Source organism: Wandonia haliotis (genome assembly GCF_039523435.1).
Taxonomy (GTDB): domain Bacteria; phylum Bacteroidota; class Bacteroidia; order Flavobacteriales_D; family Crocinitomicaceae; genus Wandonia; species Wandonia haliotis.
This window is the reverse complement of the sequence record NZ_BAAAFH010000003.1, coordinates 543521-562993: the sequence shown is the minus strand read 5'-3', so window position 1 is coordinate 562993 and position 19473 is coordinate 543521. Positions and strand designations below refer to the sequence as shown.

Genomic DNA, 19473 nt, shown 5'->3' with positions numbered 1-19473 from the left:
GGGCTTTTCAAAGGGTAAAAGTGAATAAATTCACTCCTTTTAACGTTAGTAACGTAAAGGTATAACGTATATTCACGTTACTATGTGGAGAAAAGTGCTGAAATGGATCAGGTGGTTAATAGCAGGAATTGCAGGGTTAGCTCTGCTGATCACCCTGTTACTACTGATTTTCAGGAAAGACATTCAGAATTACGCACTCTCTCAACTGGACAGTTATCTTACTACCAAGGTCTATGTCTATGACATAGATATTGCATTTTGGAAAACGTTCCCGAATATCTCCATTCAATTTGACAAAGTGCTTATTAAGGACGAGATGATTGTGGAAGGGACTGTCCCCGACACCATGATTTATGCCGAAAGAGTATTTTTGAAACTGAATACTTCTGATTTCTGGAAGGGAGATTACACTGTGAAATCTATCGATATTGATAACGCCCGACTGGGCTTACGAGTCAACAAAGAGGGAAAAGTGAATTATGACATTATCCGGTCAGATTCTACCTCAACCGGGGAGGCTTTCCGGTTTGTTCTGGATAAAGTCAATATTCAAAATCTGGATTTCACGTATGATAATTACATCACTCAGCAACATTATCAGGCTCATGCACAACATTTAAACTTCTTCGGTGAGTTCAGTGAGAAATCCTTCGATATGCGTACAGCAGGAGATCTGTTTGTTCGTCGGATCAAAAGTAAATCCGTTGCTCTCATTACAAATAAAAATGCCCGTTTTGATGTCGTTCTTTCTATCGATAAAATGAATAAAGTCTTTCGGTTAGAAAAGAGTTCTGTAGCTATCGAAAATCTTCCGTTTCATGTATCCGGAGAAATCGCCCGCGATTCCATTGATTTTTTACTCTCCGGACATAACATTTCTCTAACCGATTTCGCTGAAAACTTCAACCAGTCGGGTATTGACGCTATAAAGAAATACCAGGGCAGCGGAAATGTAAACTTCACTCTTGGCATCCATGGTCCTATCGCTTTGGAACAACCTCCTCTCACAGAGGCACGATTCACGATTACCAATGGAAGTCTGAAAGATCCTTCCGGTAAAGTCGCTCTAAAACAAGTGAAACTAACAGGCGAATTTTCTAATAACTATGGAAAAAATGAAGTTCTCTCACTTAGTGAACTACACTTCGTAACATTAAACAGCTCTTTTGACGGAACGCTTCTTGTCGAAAATTTTAGTGCCCCGACAATCAAAACCAGTATGAACGGAACCGTTGATCTGGCAACGTTATTCCACTTTTTTCCAATCTCAGGTATTGATCATATCAGTGGAAAAGTTGTTGCAGATGGTCAGATTCATTTAAAAATGAATGATCCGAAAAGAGATCTAGGCAATATTACCCTCTACAGTTCAAGAGGGGATTTTGACTTTTCCGGAATCCGAATGAAGATCAGAGAGGATTTACCGGAAATCAGTGAACTATCCGGGAAGGTCAGTACTTCAGGTGATAATGCAATACTATCCGGAATTACAATCAGAACCGGTAAATCACGCATTGAATTATCCGGTTCGATCCGAAATATTGTTGCCTATTTCTCAGAAAAGGCAAACCTCTCCGTTGATGCTGTAGTAGATGTACGTGAACTGTATTCGGCTGACTTTTATTCCAATAAAAATCCACAACAGGAAACAGTCAGTAATCCAGGAGCCTATTTACTTCCTAAAAACCTGAACGGAAAGGTTATCCTGAGTATTCAAAAATTCTATCTGGACAAGCACTTATTCGAAGATATTTCATCCCGTTTTTATATCAACAACCGAACATATTCAGCATCTGCAATACGATTCCAACATGCAGGTTCTACTACCAATGGCTCGTTGGAAATACGTGAAGCCAAACCCTCTCAAATTGAGGTTTCTGGAGATTTAAGCGCCTCCGGAATTGGATTCAGGGAGTTATTCAGCGAGTGGGATAACTTTGAACAGAAACTTATCACCTCAGATAAGATTTCAGGAATAGCTGATGTATCTCTTCATTTTAAACTTCCTTTCAACCTTCAAAAAGGATTACAAAAAGAAAAATTGGAAGCTACAGCCGATTTTACTATAAAGAACGGGGCCTTAAGGAATGTTGAGACTTTCCGGTCGATCACTGCCAGTATGCGGGAAAGTAATCTGGTAAAAACAGTTCTGGGCAAAAATATTGATGCACTGGAAGCCAAATTACTGAATCTTACTTTTTCAACACTTGAGAACAAACTTTCCATCCGGGAAGGAAAAATCAATATTCCGGAAATGGCTATTCGATCAAATGCGTTGGATATTGATTTCTCAGGATGGCATACATTTGATAATGATTTGGATTATCGCTTCGATTTCAGACTACGCGATCTGAAGTTCAATAAAAAATCATCCGAATTTGGGGATGTTATTGATGATGGCACCGGTAAACGCATTTTTCTGCATGTATACGGAAGTACAAGTAATCTCAATTTTGGTTGGGATGCGGAAGCCAATAAAGAACACCGACAAGAACAGCGGGAAAAAGAGAAAGAGACGATAAAAAGTATGTTCAAAACCGAAATGGGACTTTTTGGTAAGGACACAACTATTGGTGAGTTTACCGTGAAAGAAAAGCCTCAGGAAAGGCTAGAGGTAATCTTTACGAACGAAGAAGAAAGCAATCCGGAGGAACTCCCGAAAGAAAAAAAGAAAATGAAAAAACTTTTCGGAATGGATCTCGAAAAAATGCGTGAAGAAAACCAAAAAGAAAAGGAAACTGAATTTAGTATCGAATAATGAATCTATACTCCAACAAACAAAAATGGAAAATAGCATTACTACTGGTTGCTATATTACTGGTTGCTGCATCCCTGTTCTTCTCCAACCAGATCGTTACTAAAGTTCGCGAGCGGGAAAAGGAACGGATTACACACTGGGCCGATGCAATCCGGAAAAAAGCTGACCTCGTTAACCTGACAAACCGTACGTTTGATGAACTTAGGGAAAAAGAACGACAGAAGGTTCAATTATGGGCAAAAGCAACCCGCGAACTCGCCAAACCTTCTCAGGACTTCAATATGAACATGGATTACACATTCCTGCTTGAAATTATCCAGGCAAATGATGATATTCCAGTCATATTGATGGACAGGAACAACAAAGTACTTAGTCATATTAACCTTGGGTTTGATAAAGATAAACTGCGTGAATTATATCCTGAATCTGACAAAAAGGCTATCGATAAAAAATTCAATGATTCATTAGTGACACTAAGTGAATCGTGGCAAGACTCGCATGAACCTATTGAAGTAGAAGTGTACCGCAATATCAATCAGCGTTTTTACTATTTTGATTCCAGAAAATTAGGTCATCTTGAGAACCAGAGAGATTCGCTGATTCATGCCTTTAACCGCGAGTTGATTGACAACCGATCTCTTGTTCCGGTTGTATTTATTAATAAAAACAACCGGGAAGTCATTGAAACAAATATTGACTCTCTCACCTCCCGGATAGGAAAACTTCTTCCTGATGAAAAAAAGATAATCTCTGCAATGCACGATTCTCTTGAAATTAGTTTTCAGGATTATCAAACCGGAGTTGTCTATTTTGATGAAAGTGAAGAACTACAACAACTTCGTTTTTATCCTTATTTGCAATTTGGAAGTATCGGACTTTTCATTCTCATCGGGTATCTTGTCTTCAGTACTTTTCGTAAAGCCGAACAGAATCAGGTTTGGGCAGGAATGGCTAAAGAAACAGCACACCAGCTAGGAACCCCTCTTTCTTCTCTGATGGCCTGGATTCAGTTACTGGAAGCAAAAGGAGTCCCCAAAGAGGATTTGAATGAGATGAATAAAGACATTGACCGGCTGACAATAATAGCAGATCGATTTCAGAAAATTGGTTCTGGGGCTATGTTGACAGATCAGAATATTGTGGATACAGTATCTCACGTAACTGACTATCTGCGTTCCCGGATTTCCTCAAAGGTTACTTTTCGCTTTACGCATTCTGAAGATGAAATTATACTGGCGCATAACGCTCCGTTGTTGGAATGGGTAATCGAAAATATATGTAAAAATGCCGTAGATGCTATGGAGGGACAGGGAGAACTCACCGTCCTCCTTGAGCAAGGTCCCAAGAAGGTCTATATTGACATTACTGATACAGGGAAAGGTATTCCTGCAAATATGCAAAAGACAATTTTCGAACCCGGCTTTACAACCAAAACACGCGGTTGGGGGCTTGGTTTATCCCTCGTTCGTCGGATTGTACATACCTACCACAAAGGAAGTGTATTTGTTCTTCGTTCGGAACCGGGAAAAGGAACTACCTTTAGAATCAGTTTACCTAAAAAATAAAACGTATGAACAGACCTGTTGTAATAGGAATAGCAGCATTTATTATCATCGCATTAATTACTTTTCTGGCTCCGGTCGAATTGTATGATGGAGTAGCAGTTATGGCATCAGGAGAAGAGATTCATGAAAAGATGAGTCTTCAATATCTCATCAATAAAGAAAAATATATTGAGGCTTATTCCGGAACAGGGTTAGTTGATTTACGCCTAAGACCTGTTGGTTGGTTATTCATTTTTTTGATTAACTTTCTACTTCCGGTAATTATTGGTTACCGGGCTTCACTTGGGACTAAAAATACATCATCATGAATACTGCTTCTTCAAAATGGGCTAATTACCTCATCATAACATTTATGATTTGTCTCCTCCTCTATTATGGAGGAAATATTGTAATGCCTTTTATCTTTTCGGTCTTTATTTCCCTGTTACTTCTACCTGTTGTTAACTTTCTTGAGCGACGGAAGTTTCCGGTTTGGCTATCCTCTCTCCTGGCTGTTTTGAGTCTGACTACATTAATTTGCGGTGTTGGTTTCTTTCTTTATCTGGAAATTGATCAGATGGTAAAAGACTTGCCTGAAACTGTTAAATCCAACACCGGTGCCGTACAACAAGCCAGTGCATGGTTTGCCGACCTGAATATCGCAGAGAATATCGAACGCTTTTCAACGGACATTGTAACAAACTCTGCCGATTATCTACAACAAATCATTACCTATATATCCTCTACGGTAATGATGATGGTAACCATTCCTGTATATGTATTTTTTATGTTAGTATACCGGGATCGGGCAGAAGCTTTTATTGAGCTAAAATTTGCAAAAAACATTGATTCAGCTAAATCTGTAGCACAGTCAATCAATCAGTCTGTTCGGAATTATATTTCCGGCTTGTTCTTTGTGATTCTTACAGTAGGTGTACTCCTTTCTACCGGACTCTATTTTTTAGGAATTCCTTACTGGCTACTCCTCGGTATTTTATGTGCACTGCTTACTTTACTTCCGTATATTGGTGTTGTATTGGGAGCACTTTTGCCCATTACCATTGCTGTATTAACGAAAGACTCCCTCTTTTATCCGGTAGCTGTTCTGGGACTTTTTATTCTTGTGCAGTTTCTTGAAGGAAATCTCATTACACCAAAGATTGTCGGAAATGCCGTAAACATCAACCCCGTTATTCTTATGTTGGGACTGTTAATTATGGGAGCGCTTTCAGGCATTATGGGACTTGTGCTGACTATTCCAATTCTTGCAGTACTCCGCATTCTTTTCAACTCCAGTGAAGAGCTGAAGCCTTTCGGGAAATTAATGGCCAACGAGGATTAATCTGTCAGGAGGTTTTTAAAATCTCCTGAAGCCAGTGAAATGTTCAACGTTGAAGTAAGATAATTTAACTGTGCGTTCAATAACCGGCTACGCGCAAGTGTTATCCCAAACTGAATTTCCCGGAGCTCCAACGGAGTTAATGCCCCAGATTGGAGCGATTTTTCCATAATATCGGCCATTTCCTCAGCTTCCATTGCGTTCCGTTGCTCGAATTCCATCATTCTAACGGCCCACTCGTAGTCTTGAAAAGCTATGTGCAATTCAGTTTTTACCGCCAGCTCTTGTTGTTCGGCAACTATACCGGCGCTTTCTATCCGAATCCGGGCATTTTTAGTATCCTTCATCCGCGTCAGTCCATCAAGAATGTCCCAACGAAGTGTCAATCCAAACTGAGGTCCATAACTTCTGTTAGACAAAAGAAAACCAACTTCATTCTGAGATGTACCAAAATTATATGCTCCGTAAAAAGCCAACTGAGGATAATAACGACTCAATGCTTCCTTTCTCTCCTTCTCACGCACAGCAATACCGGATTTCGCCAGTAGCAAAGTAGTATTTTGTGTCAGGACGGCTTCTGTCAACTGCTCCCATGTTAACTGCTTGATTGTTTCAGGAAGTTCTCCCTCTAATTGCAATTCAATTTCTGGTGAACGCCCTAACAACTTGTTCATCTCCGCACGCAATTGCTCAGTGGCTCGCATATTATCCAACAACACAGCACTATCAGCTGTTACATCTAATCTTGCCTGAATAAGCTCCATTTCAGATGCCGCTCCTTTTTCCACACGCAATTCGAGTAACTCCCTACGAGCATGAGAAAGATCTACAGATTGTTCATATACTTTTTTCATCTCCGACAAAACCAGATAGGTATAATAGGACAATGTCGCACTGTAAATCTTCATCTCCATTTCGGCTGCAAGGTTCAATTTCGTCTGTTCTTCCAACAAGTCCAGTTTCTTGTCAGTTGCAAACATCCTAAAGCCATCGAAGAAAGTCCAGTTCAACATCAATCCTGCCGTAAATGCCTGGTTTTTTGCATTGGAAGCTTCATTCACCTGCCCGCTTAAAAATTCCTGTCGTGCACTATTGATTGTCCAGTTCTGCTCAGCAGTCACACCAATTGTCGGTAAATATCCTGCTGCTCCAGGGTTGTTTTCATTCTCCGAAATAAGCACTTCATTTTTCATCAGTTTGATCCCGAAATCATTCTCAAGAACTGCCGAAATATAGGTATCCAATGTATATGAATTCTGCCCTGTGGCTTCACAAAAGGTCAGTACAAGCAGTAGTATTGTAAGTAACTGTCTCATGATGCTCTTCGTTTTGAAGTTATGTATATGTACAACCCCGGAATTACATAAAGGGTGAGAATCAAAGAGAAAGTAAGTCCTCCTATTATAGCAATACCCATCGGAATCCGGCTTGTGGCAGCATCTCCCAATGCCAAGGCAATTGGTAGCGCCCCAAGAATTGTCGCCAGAGAAGTCATAAGAATTGGTCGAAAACGTTGCGAGGAAGCATCAATAACTGCTTCCCGGACAGAAAGTCCCGCTTCTTTTCGTTGATTTGCAAATTCAACAATCAAAATACCGTTTTTCGTAACCAAACCAACCAGAACAATTATACCAATCTGGGAGAAAATATTTAAGGTATGACCAAACAGCCATAAAGTAAGAACTGCTCCTGCCAACGCCAATGGTACTGTAAGCATAATTACCAACGGGTCTGCAAAACTTTCAAACTGGGCTGACAATACCAGATAAACAAGTACTAATGCAAGTATCAGGGCAAAAACCAAACTACTTCCACTTTCTCTGAATTCTTTGGAGGTCCCGGCAAGTGCTGTGGAAAATGAATCATCCAGAAGTTCCTGTGCTATCCGATCCATTGCTTCAATACCATCCCCTATTGTCTTACCGGGAACAGGGTTTGCCGAAACTGTTGCCGAGACGTATCTGTTATAACGATACAGCTGGGGAGGGCTAGAAGCTTCTGTAATCATCACAAGGTTATCCAGCGGAACAAGTTTACCGTCTGCACTCCGAACAGAAGCTTGTCTCAAGTCCATCGGATCATCTCTAAACTCTTTTTTTGCTTCTCCAATGACTTCGTATTGCTTTCCATTCATTATAAAATAACCATAACGCTGCCCGGCAAAGTAGAGCTGCATGGTCTCCGCTATATCTCTCACATTCACCCCCATAGCCGCAGCCTTATCTCTATTAATCACTACCTGCAATTCTGGTTTATTAAATTTCAGATCGACGTCTACCGTCTGAAAGGTAGGATCTTGTGATGCTCGTTCGATGAATGTTGGTAACACTTCTTCAAGTTTTTCCAGAGTAGGAGCCTGAAGTACATACTGCACCGGAAGCCCGGCAAAACGACCTCCCCCTATTGTTTGTTCCTGTGCTACAAATATTCGTGCAAAATTATATCCCTTTAAAATCCCACTCAATTCGTCTGCTATTTCCTGCTGACTTCGTTTCCGGTCTTTCTTAGGAACTAAATTAAGTCGAACAAAGCTTGAGTTAGCTGATATGGAAGCTCCGAAACCGGGAGAAGTAACCCCCAATATGTTATCCTTTTCGCGTATCGTATCCGTAAGTGCAATTAATTTTTGCTGGAATTCATCCATTCGCTCATAGGACGTTCCTTCCGGCGCAGTTGCCCGAATAATCATTCTTCCTTTATCCTCCATCGGAGCCAGCTCACTCTGTAAAGATCCACCAACAAACACAATTAATAGAAACGAAACTCCCATCCAGATAAATGCCACCCATGGGCGTCTCATAAAACGCGTCAATGAATTCCGGTATCCCTTCATCATACCCTCGAAAAAAGGTTCAGTTTTCTCGTACAACCAGGAATGCTTTTTCCTTTTCCGTAATATACGTGAACTCATCATCGGCGTTAATGTCAACGAGATAAATGATGAAATAATCACCGATCCGGCAACAACAATTCCAAATTCCCGGAAAAGCCTCCCTGTTAATCCCTGTAAGAAAATAACAGGCAGGAACACTGCTGTTAGCGTAATCGTTGTTGATATAACAGCAAAGATGATCTCTTTTGACCCCTTATGAGCAGCTTCCATAGGTTGTTCGCCATCCTCTACCTTCGTATAAATGTTTTCCATTACCACAATGGCATCATCCACAACCAGTCCTGTTGCCAGAACAATTCCAAGTAGTGTCAGAATATTGATTGAAAAGTCCATCGTATACATAACGAAGAACGCTCCGATCAGCGAAATAGGAATAGCAATAATCGGAATAACAGTTGTTCGCCAGTCGCGTAAGAACATAAAAATAACAAGTACAACCAACAGAAAAGCTATAATCACTGTCTCCTGCACTTCATTGATTGATTTCCGAATGTTTTCCGTACTATCCAACGCTACTCCAAGCGTAATATCCTCCGGTAAGTCCTTTTTGATCTGATCTACACGCTTGTAGATTTCGTCGACAATCTCGATGTAATTGGATCCTGGCTGCGGCGTAACGGCAATTCCGATCATAGGAACACCTCCATTACCGCGCAATAGGGTACGTTCATTCAGGGGGCGTAACTGAGCTGAACCAATATCTTTGAGCCGGACAATTTGCCCGTCTTTCTCCGCTACGATCAGGTTATTAAATTCCTCCTCTGTTGTCAGTCTTCCAAAAGTACGAATAGCCAGTTCGACCTGTTCGCCATCTATTTTTCCGGAAGGAAGCTCAATGTTTTGCGAGAGAAGTGCACTTCGTACATCAGAAGCTGTAATTCCCATTCCCGCCATTTTCACTGGTTCCAGTAATAACTTCATCGAGAAGCGTTTCTCTCCCCAAATGTAAATTTTACTAATCCCCGGAATCGTCTGAAGCCGTTCTTTAAATACATTTATACCTAAATCTGTTAATTCCAGCAAGCTCTTTGACTCTGATTGTACAGTAAGAGAAAATATCGTCTCTGCATCGGCATCTGATTTTGCCACAATAGGAGGGTCCGCATCCTGCGGGAGGTTTCTGACTGCAGCAGAAACTTTATCCCGGACATCATTAGCTGCCGCATCCATATCACTACTCAGCTCAAACTCAACAGTAATCGTACTTCGCCCGTCACTACTGACTGATGTCATAGTACGAATTCCCTGTACCTCATTTATGTTTTCTTCTAATCTTTCTGTAATCTGGGACTCGATAATATCTGCGTTTGCCCCGGGATAGTTTGTGGTAACTGTAATAATCGGGGGATCAACAGAAGGAAACTCCCGAACTCCGAGATAACTAAAACCGATAACCCCAAAAATCACTACTGCAATTGACATAACAGTAGCGAGTACCGGTCGGTTTATACTTAGTGATGCCAGGTTCATAATTACTTTTGTTTTGCTTTCACATCCATTCCTTCCCGCATTCCCAATAGTCCTGTAACCGCTATTGTATCTCCCACTTTAACAGCACCGGATATCTGCACTCGGTCTTTGGTACGTATTCCTGTTTCTACAGGAACACTAAGCGCCTTTCCATCTTTAATTACCCAGACGTTTTGTCCCTTTAATACCGGAACAATAGCAACTGCAGGAACCATAATTGCATTGTTGATTTTACCCAGATCATAAGAAACCGAAACAAAAGAACCCGGATAAAGACTTTGATCACCTTCCAACACGGCTCTGATTACTAACATTCGGGTTACAGGGTCAACCATTGGCTCTGCCGCATATACCTCAGCTTCATATACTGTGGAATCTTTTGCCGTTGTCAGTGCAATTTTTTGACCCGACTCTACCAAAGCAACATATTGCTCGGGAACAGAGAATTCAATTTTGACATTCTTATTCTGCGCAATCGAAGAAATTTTTGTAGTTGTGGTAAGATAAGCTCCCTCACTAACCTGACGTAATCCTATAACTCCCGAAAAAGGGGCATATACAGACCCTTTTGCTATTTGTACATCCAATAATTCCAGTTGTGCTTCCAATGCCGCCAATTTAGATTGTGCCTGCTCGTATAATTCCAGGCTAAGCGCTTTACTTTCCAACAACTCACGCTTCCTTTTTTCATCTTTCTTAGCCAGATCCAGATCAACTTTGACCTGGTTACGTTGTGCTTCCAGGATATCAGTATCAATACGGAGCAATAGCTCTCCTTTACGAACTTCTTTCCCTTCCTGGAAATAAATCTTTCTAACCCTACCTGAAATCTCGGCATACAGATCAACCTTTTCAAAAGGAAGTACTTCTCCGGGAATACGAATGATATTATCTATATTTTCTCCCTCCGCCACTACTACATCAACCTCAGGAATTACCGAGTTTTTTCGCTCTGGTTCTTTTCCTCCTGACATACAAGCCGTAAGAAAAAGACCTCCTGTCAAAAGTGTGTAAATAAACTTTTTCATCTTTATAGTTCTGATTGTGCGTTACTTGTTCTGTAAACAGAACAAATTTACTTCCAGTAAGCAAAAAACAGTATCGACTAATCTCCGAAAAGAGATCCCGGCATATATCCTGAGTTTTTACCCAGATGTTTATACGCCTTATCGGTTACCTTTCTTCCTCTGGGAGTTCTCATTATATATCCCTCCTGAATCAGAAAAGGTTCATAAACCTCCTCTAACGTTTCAGCATTTTCTCCTACAGCTGTCGCAATAGTTGTTAAACCTACCGGACCACCACTGAATTTGTCAATGATTGTCAAAAGAATTTTATTGTCCATTTCATCCAGACCGTTTTTATCAACATTCAATGCCTCCAGGGCAATGTTAGTAATCTTGGTATCTATCGTTCCGGATCCTTTTATCTCTGCAAAATCTCTCACACGTCTCAGCAACGCATTTGCAATACGAGGAGTTCCTCTACTTCTGCTGGCGATCTCGTAGGCTGCCGGAACATCAATTCCGATATTTAGAATTCCAGCTGATCGTTCAACTATATCGGAAAGTGTTTTCGCATCATAATACTCCAGTCGGGCATTAATTCCGAAACGTGCCCGAAGTGGTGCTGTCAACAAACCGGAACGGGTCGTTGCTCCGATGAGCGTAAATGGGTTTAAAGCGATCTGAACCGTCCGTGCATTGGGTCCCGTATCAATAAGGATATCGATAACATAATCTTCCATTGCACTGTACAAGTATTCTTCTATTACAGGAGAAAGACGGTGAATTTCATCGATAAAGAGCACGTCGCCCTCTTCCAAATTTGTTAGCAAACCTGCCAGATCTCCCGGTTTATCAAGAACCGGACCTGAAGTAACTTTAAATCCAACTCCCAATTCATTAGCAATAATATTCGCCAATGTTGTTTTTCCAAGTCCGGGAGGACCGTGTAATAAAACATGATCTAAAGACTCTCCCCTTTTTTTGGTTGCTTCAACAAAAACTTCCAGATTTTCAATTACTTTTTTCTGTCCGGTAAAGTCATCGAACTGTTTGGGACGCAACACTTTTTCAAGTTCTTTGTCCTTTCCTGAAACTCCCTCTGACCTGTAATCGAATGAATCCAAACCGCAATTGTAATTTGGTCAAAAATAGTAAAAACAAAGGAGAGGCAGGAAACAAATCTCAAATGAAAAACGAAATTCATCTGTCATTTTGAAATTATCCTTTAATTTTATCCTCCAAAATTGATTTTACTAAGGTATCATGGCTGGCATACAAGATTATGATTTTGCAGGGAAGCGCGCCCTTATACGTGTTGACTTTAACGTTCCGTTAAACAAAGAAACTTTTGAGATTACTGATGACACGCGCATCCGGGCGGCATTAAAAACAATCAACCACGTTCTTGATAACGGGGGGAGTGTTGTACTGATGTCCCACCTCGGACGACCAAAATCAGGACCTGAAGAAAAATTCTCGTTGAAACATATCGTTCATCATTTATCAGAACTTCTTAACAGGGATGTAAAATTTGCAGATGATTGTGTGGGTGAAAAAGCATGGGAAATGTCTGCTAACCTGAAGCCGGGAGAAGTTTTATTACTTGAGAATCTACGTTTTTATGCTCAGGAAACTACCGGCACCGAAGATTTCGCGAAACACCTTGCCCAACACGGAGATTGTTACATTAATGACGCGTTTGGAACAGCTCATCGTGCACATGCCAGTACAACGGTTGTTGCCCGATTCTTTCCAAATGATAAAATGTTCGGTTATCTGATAGAAAGTGAAATCATTGCTGTTGACAAAGTCTTAAATAGTACTGAAAAACCTTTGACAGCTATCGTTGGTGGAGCGAAAGTTTCATCCAAGATTACCATTATAACTCGTTTACTGGAAAAAGTAGATCACCTGATCGTAGGTGGAGGAATGGCTTATACATTTGTTAAGGCTACCGGAGGAAATGTCGGAAGTTCACTTGTGGAAGATGACTTTCTGGGTACTGCAAGAGATATATTACAAAAGGCACAGGAAAAGGGAGTTAAGATTCACCTTCCTGTAGATACATTTGTAGCTAATAAATTCGATAACGATGCAGATAAGAAGTTATTCCCTATTGGTGAAATACCTGAAGGATGGATGGGACTTGATATAGGACCCGACTCTTCTACTATTTTTGCAGATGTTATCAAACAATCAAAACTGATCCTGTGGAATGGTCCCATGGGAGTATTTGAATTCAGTAATTTCAGTAAAGGAACTGCTGATGTTGCTTACGCTATTGTTGAAGCTACGAAAAATGGTGCATATTCTTTGATCGGAGGGGGAGACTCTGTAGCCGCCATTAATCAATTCAAACTCGCTGAAAAAGTCAGTTATGTATCAACGGGTGGCGGTGCAATGTTGGAATATCTGGAAGGAATTGAACTTCCGGGAATCCGCGCCATAAAAGAAAACTAATTTAGGATCTAAACAATAAGACTTTGTCTTTTACGTATTGATAAGGTCTTTTGTTTAAGAATCCGAAAGACAAGAACACAGAATTACTACATGGAATTAAAAAAGCTATCCATACTTATACCAGCGTATAATGAGGAAAATACTATTCAGGTGATCCTTGAAAAAGTAAAAGAGGTTCAATTGGATCACGGAATACAAAAAGAAATTGTCATTGTCAATGACGCCTCAAAAGACAAGACTGTTGAACGGGTAGAAGAGTATATTTCAAGAAATCCGGAAATGGATATCCGTCTTTTTAGCCAGGAAAAAAACCAGGGAAAAGGTGCCGCTATCAATCGCGCAATTCAGGAATGTTCAGGAGATTACCTCATCATACAGGACGCTGATCTGGAGTATGATCCTCATGAGTACAATCTGTTGATCAAGCCTGTTTATATGGATAATGCAGATGTGGTTTACGGTTCCCGTTTTATGGGGCACCATCCACACAGAATACTCTTTTTCTGGCATTCTTTGGGGAACAAGTTTCTCACGTTCCTGTCTAATATGATGACCAATCTGAACCTGACGGACATGGAGACCTGCTATAAGCTGATCCGCACATCGTTGGCAAAATCAATAAAAATTAAGGAAAACCGATTTGGAATCGAACCCGAGATTACAGCCAAACTTTCCCGCATCAAGAAAATTCGAATTTATGAAGTTGGAATTTCATATTACGGTCGTACCTATGAAGAAGGGAAAAAAATAGGCTGGAAAGATGGGTTCCGCGCCATCTATTGTATTTTTAAATACAGGTGGTTCAAGTAATGGCATGGTGAACCATCTCCATATCGGTAAGCTGTCAGGTATGTTGAAACGACATTTCAGTCTGATCTGCCTGATTTTTATTACTCTGTTTTATTTTTACGAAGGGCACCAGAAATCACGCTGGAGAGAAAATCGCGTGATCATAAATGATGTCGTTATTTATTATTCATACCTGCCCGCAACCTTCATAAAAAAAGATCCGCTTTGGAATTTTTACGAAAAGAACGAAAAAGAGTACAATCAAAAGGGACAATACTGGGCATTCAAATCACCACAGGGCGGTTATATTCCTAAAATGTCCATGGGGAAAGCCATGATGGATCTTCCTTTTTTTCTGATCGCCGACTGGTACACACAGTTCATTTCAAACTCACCCCGAGACGGGTTTTCCCGACCGTATCAATATATCATTACCTGGTCGACACTTATCTATTCCGTACTTGGTCTTCTTCTACTTCGGGGGTGGCTCAGGCGCTTTTTTGATGATAAAACAACCGGGTGGACACTACTTGCTCTGGCACTAGGAACTAATCTGTTTTTTTATGCTACTCATGAGACAGGGATGTCACATCCACACAACTTCTTTCTCCTCGCTGCAGCACTTTACATCTTTCCACTGTGGTACAACAAACGTTCGTTTATTCTCTCCGTATGTTTTGGTATTATAATCGGATTACTCATTCTGATCCGGCCGATCAACATCCTTTTACTTTTCCCAATTGTATTTATGCACCGTCCTAAAGGCATGGGAGCGATCCCGTATCTTCAATCCATTCTTTCTTTAAAACAATTGTTAATTAGTATTGCGGCAGCTATTATAATATGGACTCCACAACTGATTTTCTGGAAGATGCAATCGGGAAACTGGTTATACTACTCATACGGAAACGAATCATTCTTTTGGTTAAAGCCCCATGTTTTTGAAGGGTTATTTTCTTTCCGAAAAGGTTGGTTTATCTATACGCCCATGATGCTGTTAGCTATTCTTGGACTCATCCCGCTTTATCGGAAAAACAAAAATTCAGCTCGCATCCTCTTACTCTTTCTGTGCGTTTTTCTTTACGTTACATTTTCCTGGTGGTGTTGGTGGTATGGAGGAAGTTTTGGAGCACGCACCCTGATTGATATTCTTCCCCTGATGGCATTTCCTTTGGCAGCAGGATTTGAATGGGTATCCCGTCAAAAAAAGCGATGGATTCTATTTATTGCTCCTGTTTTCTTTGTTTACCTGAATAATTACCAAAGCTGGCAATATTCGCAAGGGTTTATTCATTTTGATTCGATGACGTATGAAGGTTATACAACCATTTTCCTGAAGGATCATACACCTATTGGTTACTGGGAAAAACTGATTACACCGGATTACGAAAACAGCCAAAAATTTGGTGAAGAACGAAATTCTATGCCCCTGCAATAGAACTATAAAGTAACCGACTGAACAAACTTCACCAGTTTCTCCAGCACAATCGGGTTGATCGTTTCATCCAGCTCTCCGTATTCAGTCAGATTGCACACATCACACTTCTGGAATAAATGATTTAGCCCTTCCAGGATTTCAACCTGACTTTTCTTTTGAGAAGCAACACTTAGGTTGTCTTTAATTCCCTGGCTATTTGACTCAGCAGGAACCTGAAAATCTTTGGAACCTATCAACGACAGAACAGGCACCTCAATGTAGGGTAAATACTCCTTTACGTCCCACTTTGAAAACTGCCGCCCGAACTCATTGTTAAGAAAAGTCGAAAGTCCCATCACGAATTGAAGTTTGGTTGTACCCTCCGTTGCACCTTCAGGAGCTTTATCCCATTGTTCGGATAAAAAATCAGTCAGCAATTTTGTTGCCTCTGTCTGAGAATGTTCATCAATAATGTCCAACATTCCGGAAAATGTAGACTGGTTCCATCTCGCCATTTCTTCCGACTTACCATCGTATATGATCATCAAATACTGTTGTTCTTCCAATATTTGTCTCCCGGTTGTTCCGGGACCTGCCAACGAAATAATGAAAGCAACGTCATCATGCTTTTTTGCTGTCATCAGGGCGTGCATTCCTCCTTCTGAATGACCGATAAGCCCGACAGGGTGGTCCGGAAATTTAGCTTTCACAAACCCATACGCTGACTCCAGATCGGTAGCAAATTGTTCAAGTGACGTTCCCTGGAAAACACCTTCCGATTCACCCGTCCCCCTATCATCAAAACGAAAACTGCCGACACCATTCCGCGCCAGATAGTCGGCAATTACTAAAAAAGGCTTGTGTCCTAACATCTCTTCGTTTCTATCCTGTGCTCCGGAACCTGAAGAGAACACAAGAATCGGGAACTGTTCTGTAGTATCTTCCGGCAAAACAAGTGTACCACCAAATGACAAGGATTCAGAAATATGTTTGAACGTATACTCCTTTGTATGATACGCAAAAGGAGGTTGAGGTTCCTGCGGGCGCACAACGACCTTTTTTTCTTGGCGTTCTCTGTGAAAACTTAAAGGTGCTTTCATTCCCATTTGTTCAAACTCTCCTTCAATAACCACATCCTCTGCATTCAATACTCCCTTATATTTTGCTCCTATTGCCGAAATAGCAAATTCAAACTTTTCCTTTTCTATTTCAACCACATCTGCTGAAAGTCCCATTGTGGTGCTGTCTTGTGGATGCAACAGGTGAACTTCATATTTCTTCTTGTTCTTATTCACTTTCAATAATAGTTCGTGTGACTGCCCCATAAGAACCATTGAACCACTCCAAAGTCCCTCGTACTTAATCTGCTGCGAAAAGGAAAAAGAGCTTAAAAAGAATACTGCAAACGCCAAAAATATTTTCATTATTCAACTTTGTTTTGATCTATAATAGTACGTAATTTACAGAAGACGGCAATATCAACCACCTGCTTTATACCCCGAAGCGAAACACGCTTGTAGCAAATATCCCCCTGTCGGAGCGTCCCAGTTCAACATCTCCCCCGCACATTTTATCTTCGGAAATTTCTTTAGTGACAAATCCTCATTCAACTCTTCCCACAAAACCCCTCCATATGTGGAAATGACCTCATCCAACGGACGAAACCCGGAGACTGTCAGAGGATACTTTTTTATTTTCTCTGCCAGTAACGAAGGGTTTGTAAATACTTCCTTACTGGTTTTCCTAAGTAATTCCAGTTTTATACCGTCCAGTTTCATACTTCGTAGGCCATCTGCTATTTTTTTACTTCCTGTCAACCGGGTTTCAATTTCGACAACTGAAAGGTTAGGCTTCAAATCCAAGAAAACCTGCTGCGGGAAGCTCTTTTGTCGAATAAATCGATTCATAAAGTACACAGGGGAACCTTCAAGTCCATAATGAGTGAAAACCAGTTCGCCGCTTCTCTCCGCTTCTTCCGTATACAAACAGATATTTTTCAAAGGTCGGCCTTCCAGATCAGGGTAAGGTTCTGACATTTCCAGTCCTGAATTGGAAGGTTCCAACAAAGAAACCCCTATCTCTTTTTCAGAAAACAACTCTGTCCATACAGCATCCGAACCGGTTTTTGACCATGATTTACCTCCGAAAGCAAAAACAGCATGCTCGTACTCCACATTTTGCTGTACACCTTCTGAATCAAACAACAGATATTCCTGATTAAAATCAATTAGTCTGTGTGAAAAGTGAAATTCTACGCCAGACTGCCTGAGGGCATTCAGCCAGTTTTCAAGCACATGGATCGGCTTTATTCCCTTCACAGGAAACACTTTCCCCGATGAACCCACATAGGTGTCAACTCCGATACTTTTCAACCAGCCAATTGTTTTTCCGGCATCAAACTCTTGTACTATTTTTCTGATTTCAGGATGATCGTACCGCGTCAAGAAAGTAGCTAAATCTTCACTATGTGTAAGATTAAATCCTCCATGTCCGGCAACCAAAAACTTTCTTCCCGCTGCTTTCTTATGATCATACATGTGTACTTTCTCCCCCCGAGCTACACAATGTGTGGCTGCCATTAACCCGGCTGGTCCTGCACCTACTATGTGTATCGAACTCATTATCGCAAAACTAAAAAAATAACAATTGTCTCAATTATCCAGTATATTTGAAATTAAAGAAATTTTACGCCATGAAAGCATATTATCTCAAGCAATACGGAAAGGCTGACACCGCTTTTGAGTTAAGAGAACATCCCTTACACGCTTCGGTTCAACCGGACGAAGTACGCATTCAGGTTGAAGCGTTTGGGTTGAATTATGCTGATGTAATGGCACGTAATAAAAAATACAGAGAGGCTCCTCCAATTCCCTGTGTAATCGGCTATGAAGTCGTTGGAACAATAACAGAAGCCGGTGCTGATATCCCTAAGGATCATCTGGGAAAACGAGTGGTAGCTTTTACACGTTTTGGTGGGTATGCTCAGGAAGTTATTACGAAACAATATGGTTATGCAGTAATCGGGAATATGGAAGCCGGAAAAGCATTGGCTTTGGCCACGCAATATGTTACAGCTTATTATATGGTGAACGTACTAACCAATATTCTGCCGGGGGACAAAGTCCTTGTTCATTCTGCTGCGGGAGGAGTCGGAACGGCCTTAATTCAACTTCTTAAAATCCGGGGAGCAGAAGTTTTTGCCAAGTCCCGCTCTGACAAAAAAAAGGACTACGTGCTATCCCAGGGAGCAGATCATTTTATTAATTACTCGAAAGAAGACTACACTACTCAAATACGCCGTATTCTAAAAGAGGACCGACTGGATGTATCATACAACCCAATAGCAGGAAGTACTTATAAGAAGGATATGTCTTTATTAGGAAGCGGAGGACGAATTGTATTGTTCGGAGGAGCTGAATTATCCGGCACGAAATGGGGAATCTTCTCGCAGTTGAATTTCCTTCGAAAGATGGGACTGGTGATTCCTGTTGGACTAATGATGACTTCACGCAACATTCTTGGCGTCAACATGCTGAAAATAGCTGATAATCGTCCAAAAGTAATGGCTTTATGCCTTGAGGCAGTTGTTGATTTATACCAACAGGGAAAGATCCATCCCGAGATCGGATCTCTGTATTCACATGAGCAGTTAGGAAAGGCTCACACTTTTCTCGAATCGGGAAATTCTGTCGGGAAAATAGGGATTATCTGGTAGCAGTTGACTCACTTCCTCTGTGTGTGTAGTCACGTTACAATTCAAAATTTCTCCTTAACTTCATCCTTTCAAATAAAAACA

Annotated in this window: 14 protein-coding genes; 8 read left to right on the top strand and 6 right to left on the bottom strand. The window is 40.9% G+C overall.

The annotated features are described in order from the left end of the window. The first annotated feature begins 82 nt into the window (after positions 1-82). Genes ABDZ97_RS03020 through ABDZ97_RS03005 form a run of 4 tightly spaced genes read left to right on the top strand, consistent with a single transcriptional unit; the run spans position 83 to position 5644 of the window. Complete coding sequence (locus ABDZ97_RS03020) at positions 83-2758, top strand: AsmA-like C-terminal region-containing protein (protein ID WP_343784967.1); 2676 nt, start codon at positions 83-85, stop codon at positions 2756-2758. Next, the gene (locus ABDZ97_RS03015; RefSeq protein ID WP_343784965.1) at positions 2758-4323 is read left to right on the top strand and encodes a sensor histidine kinase; all 1566 of its coding nucleotides are present in this window, start codon (positions 2758-2760) and stop codon (positions 4321-4323) included. Before ABDZ97_RS03020 ends, ABDZ97_RS03015 begins: the two co-directional genes overlap by 1 nt. A gap of 5 nt (positions 4324-4328) precedes the next feature. After that, positions 4329-4631, top strand: a complete 303-nt coding sequence (locus ABDZ97_RS03010) for a hypothetical protein (RefSeq protein ID WP_343784963.1) — start codon at positions 4329-4331, stop codon at positions 4629-4631. Then, positions 4628-5644, top strand: coding sequence for an AI-2E family transporter (locus ABDZ97_RS03005; RefSeq protein ID WP_343784961.1), 1017 nt, complete (start codon positions 4628-4630; stop codon positions 5642-5644). The genes ABDZ97_RS03010 and ABDZ97_RS03005 overlap by 4 nt, the downstream gene beginning before the upstream one ends. Here the strand turns inward: ABDZ97_RS03005 and ABDZ97_RS03000 are convergent. From ABDZ97_RS03000 to ruvB, 4 genes are all read right to left on the bottom strand, one after another. After that, positions 5641-6957 carry a TolC family protein gene (locus ABDZ97_RS03000; protein WP_343784959.1) on the bottom strand — a complete coding sequence of 439 codons (1317 nt, stop codon included), beginning with the start codon at positions 6955-6957 and terminating at the stop codon, positions 5641-5643. The genes ABDZ97_RS03005 and ABDZ97_RS03000 overlap by 4 nt on opposite strands. Further along, complete coding sequence (locus ABDZ97_RS02995) at positions 6954-10004, bottom strand: efflux RND transporter permease subunit (protein ID WP_343784957.1); 3051 nt, start codon at positions 10002-10004, stop codon at positions 6954-6956. The genes ABDZ97_RS03000 and ABDZ97_RS02995 overlap by 4 nt, the downstream gene beginning before the upstream one ends. Positions 10005-10006: 2 nt before the next feature. After that, entirely contained in the window at positions 10007-11032 is a 1026-nt protein-coding gene (locus ABDZ97_RS02990) for an efflux RND transporter periplasmic adaptor subunit (RefSeq protein WP_343784955.1), read from the bottom strand. A gap of 77 nt (positions 11033-11109) precedes the next feature. After that, positions 11110-12135 carry a Holliday junction branch migration DNA helicase RuvB gene (gene ruvB / locus ABDZ97_RS02985; RefSeq protein WP_343784953.1) on the bottom strand — a complete coding sequence of 342 codons (1026 nt, stop codon included), beginning with the start codon at positions 12133-12135 and terminating at the stop codon, positions 11110-11112. Between the two features lie 139 nt (positions 12136-12274). On the opposite strand from ruvB, the gene ABDZ97_RS02980 reads away from it, so the two are divergent. The 3 genes from ABDZ97_RS02980 (at position 12275) to ABDZ97_RS02970 (ending at position 15698) form a co-directional block, all read left to right on the top strand. After that, entirely contained in the window at positions 12275-13471 is a 1197-nt protein-coding gene (locus ABDZ97_RS02980; protein WP_343784950.1) for a phosphoglycerate kinase, read from the top strand. Between the two features lie 90 nt (positions 13472-13561). Beyond that, positions 13562-14281 (top strand): glycosyltransferase family 2 protein, encoded by a 720-nt coding sequence (locus tag ABDZ97_RS02975; RefSeq protein ID WP_343784948.1) that lies wholly within the window; start codon positions 13562-13564, stop codon positions 14279-14281. Beyond that, on the top strand, positions 14232-15698 hold the full coding sequence (locus ABDZ97_RS02970; RefSeq protein ID WP_343784946.1) for a hypothetical protein: 1467 nt from the start codon (positions 14232-14234) through the stop codon (positions 15696-15698). Before ABDZ97_RS02975 ends, ABDZ97_RS02970 begins: the two co-directional genes overlap by 50 nt. 2 nt (positions 15699-15700) lie before the next feature. Here the strand turns inward: ABDZ97_RS02970 and ABDZ97_RS02965 are convergent, their stop codons facing one another. Then, positions 15701-17101: an alpha/beta hydrolase gene (locus ABDZ97_RS02965; RefSeq protein WP_343784944.1), complete on the bottom strand. Its 1401-nt coding sequence runs from the start codon at positions 17099-17101 to the stop codon at positions 15701-15703. A 54-nt stretch (positions 17102-17155) separates the two neighbouring features. Further along, complete coding sequence (locus ABDZ97_RS02960; protein ID WP_343784942.1) at positions 17156-18298, bottom strand: BaiN/RdsA family NAD(P)/FAD-dependent oxidoreductase; 1143 nt, start codon at positions 18296-18298, stop codon at positions 17156-17158. Between the two features lie 71 nt (positions 18299-18369). Here ABDZ97_RS02960 and ABDZ97_RS02955 point away from each other — a divergent pair, with 71 nt between their 5' ends. Beyond that, the gene (locus tag ABDZ97_RS02955) at positions 18370-19392 is read left to right on the top strand and encodes a quinone oxidoreductase family protein (RefSeq protein WP_343784940.1); all 1023 of its coding nucleotides are present in this window, start codon (positions 18370-18372) and stop codon (positions 19390-19392) included. Positions 19393-19473: the final 81 nt, after the last annotated feature.

Excerpts from the sequence above, each read along its gene's own strand:
- ABDZ97_RS03020 (WP_343784967.1), top strand. The coding sequence starts at position 83 with ATGTGGAGAAAAGTGCTGAAATGGATCAGGTGGTTAATAGCAGGAATT.
- ABDZ97_RS03015 (WP_343784965.1), top strand. The coding sequence starts at position 2,758 with ATGAATCTATACTCCAACAAACAAAAATGGAAAATAGCATTACTACTG.
- ABDZ97_RS03010 (WP_343784963.1), top strand. The coding sequence starts at position 4,329 with ATGAACAGACCTGTTGTAATAGGAATAGCAGCATTTATTATCATCGCA.
- ABDZ97_RS03005 (WP_343784961.1), top strand. The coding sequence starts at position 4,628 with ATGAATACTGCTTCTTCAAAATGGGCTAATTACCTCATCATAACATTT.
- ABDZ97_RS03000 (WP_343784959.1), bottom strand. The coding sequence starts at position 6,957 with ATGAGACAGTTACTTACAATACTACTGCTTGTACTGACCTTTTGTGAA.
- ABDZ97_RS02995 (WP_343784957.1), bottom strand. The coding sequence starts at position 10,004 with ATGAACCTGGCATCACTAAGTATAAACCGACCGGTACTCGCTACTGTT.
- ABDZ97_RS02990 (WP_343784955.1), bottom strand. The coding sequence starts at position 11,032 with ATGAAAAAGTTTATTTACACACTTTTGACAGGAGGTCTTTTTCTTACG.
- ABDZ97_RS02980 (WP_343784950.1), top strand. The coding sequence starts at position 12,275 with ATGGCTGGCATACAAGATTATGATTTTGCAGGGAAGCGCGCCCTTATA.
- ABDZ97_RS02975 (WP_343784948.1), top strand. The coding sequence starts at position 13,562 with ATGGAATTAAAAAAGCTATCCATACTTATACCAGCGTATAATGAGGAA.
- ABDZ97_RS02970 (WP_343784946.1), top strand. The coding sequence starts at position 14,232 with ATGGGTTCCGCGCCATCTATTGTATTTTTAAATACAGGTGGTTCAAGT.
- ABDZ97_RS02965 (WP_343784944.1), bottom strand. The coding sequence starts at position 17,101 with ATGAAAATATTTTTGGCGTTTGCAGTATTCTTTTTAAGCTCTTTTTCC.
- ABDZ97_RS02960 (WP_343784942.1), bottom strand. The coding sequence starts at position 18,298 with ATGAGTTCGATACACATAGTAGGTGCAGGACCAGCCGGGTTAATGGCA.
- ABDZ97_RS02955 (WP_343784940.1), top strand. The coding sequence starts at position 18,370 with ATGAAAGCATATTATCTCAAGCAATACGGAAAGGCTGACACCGCTTTT.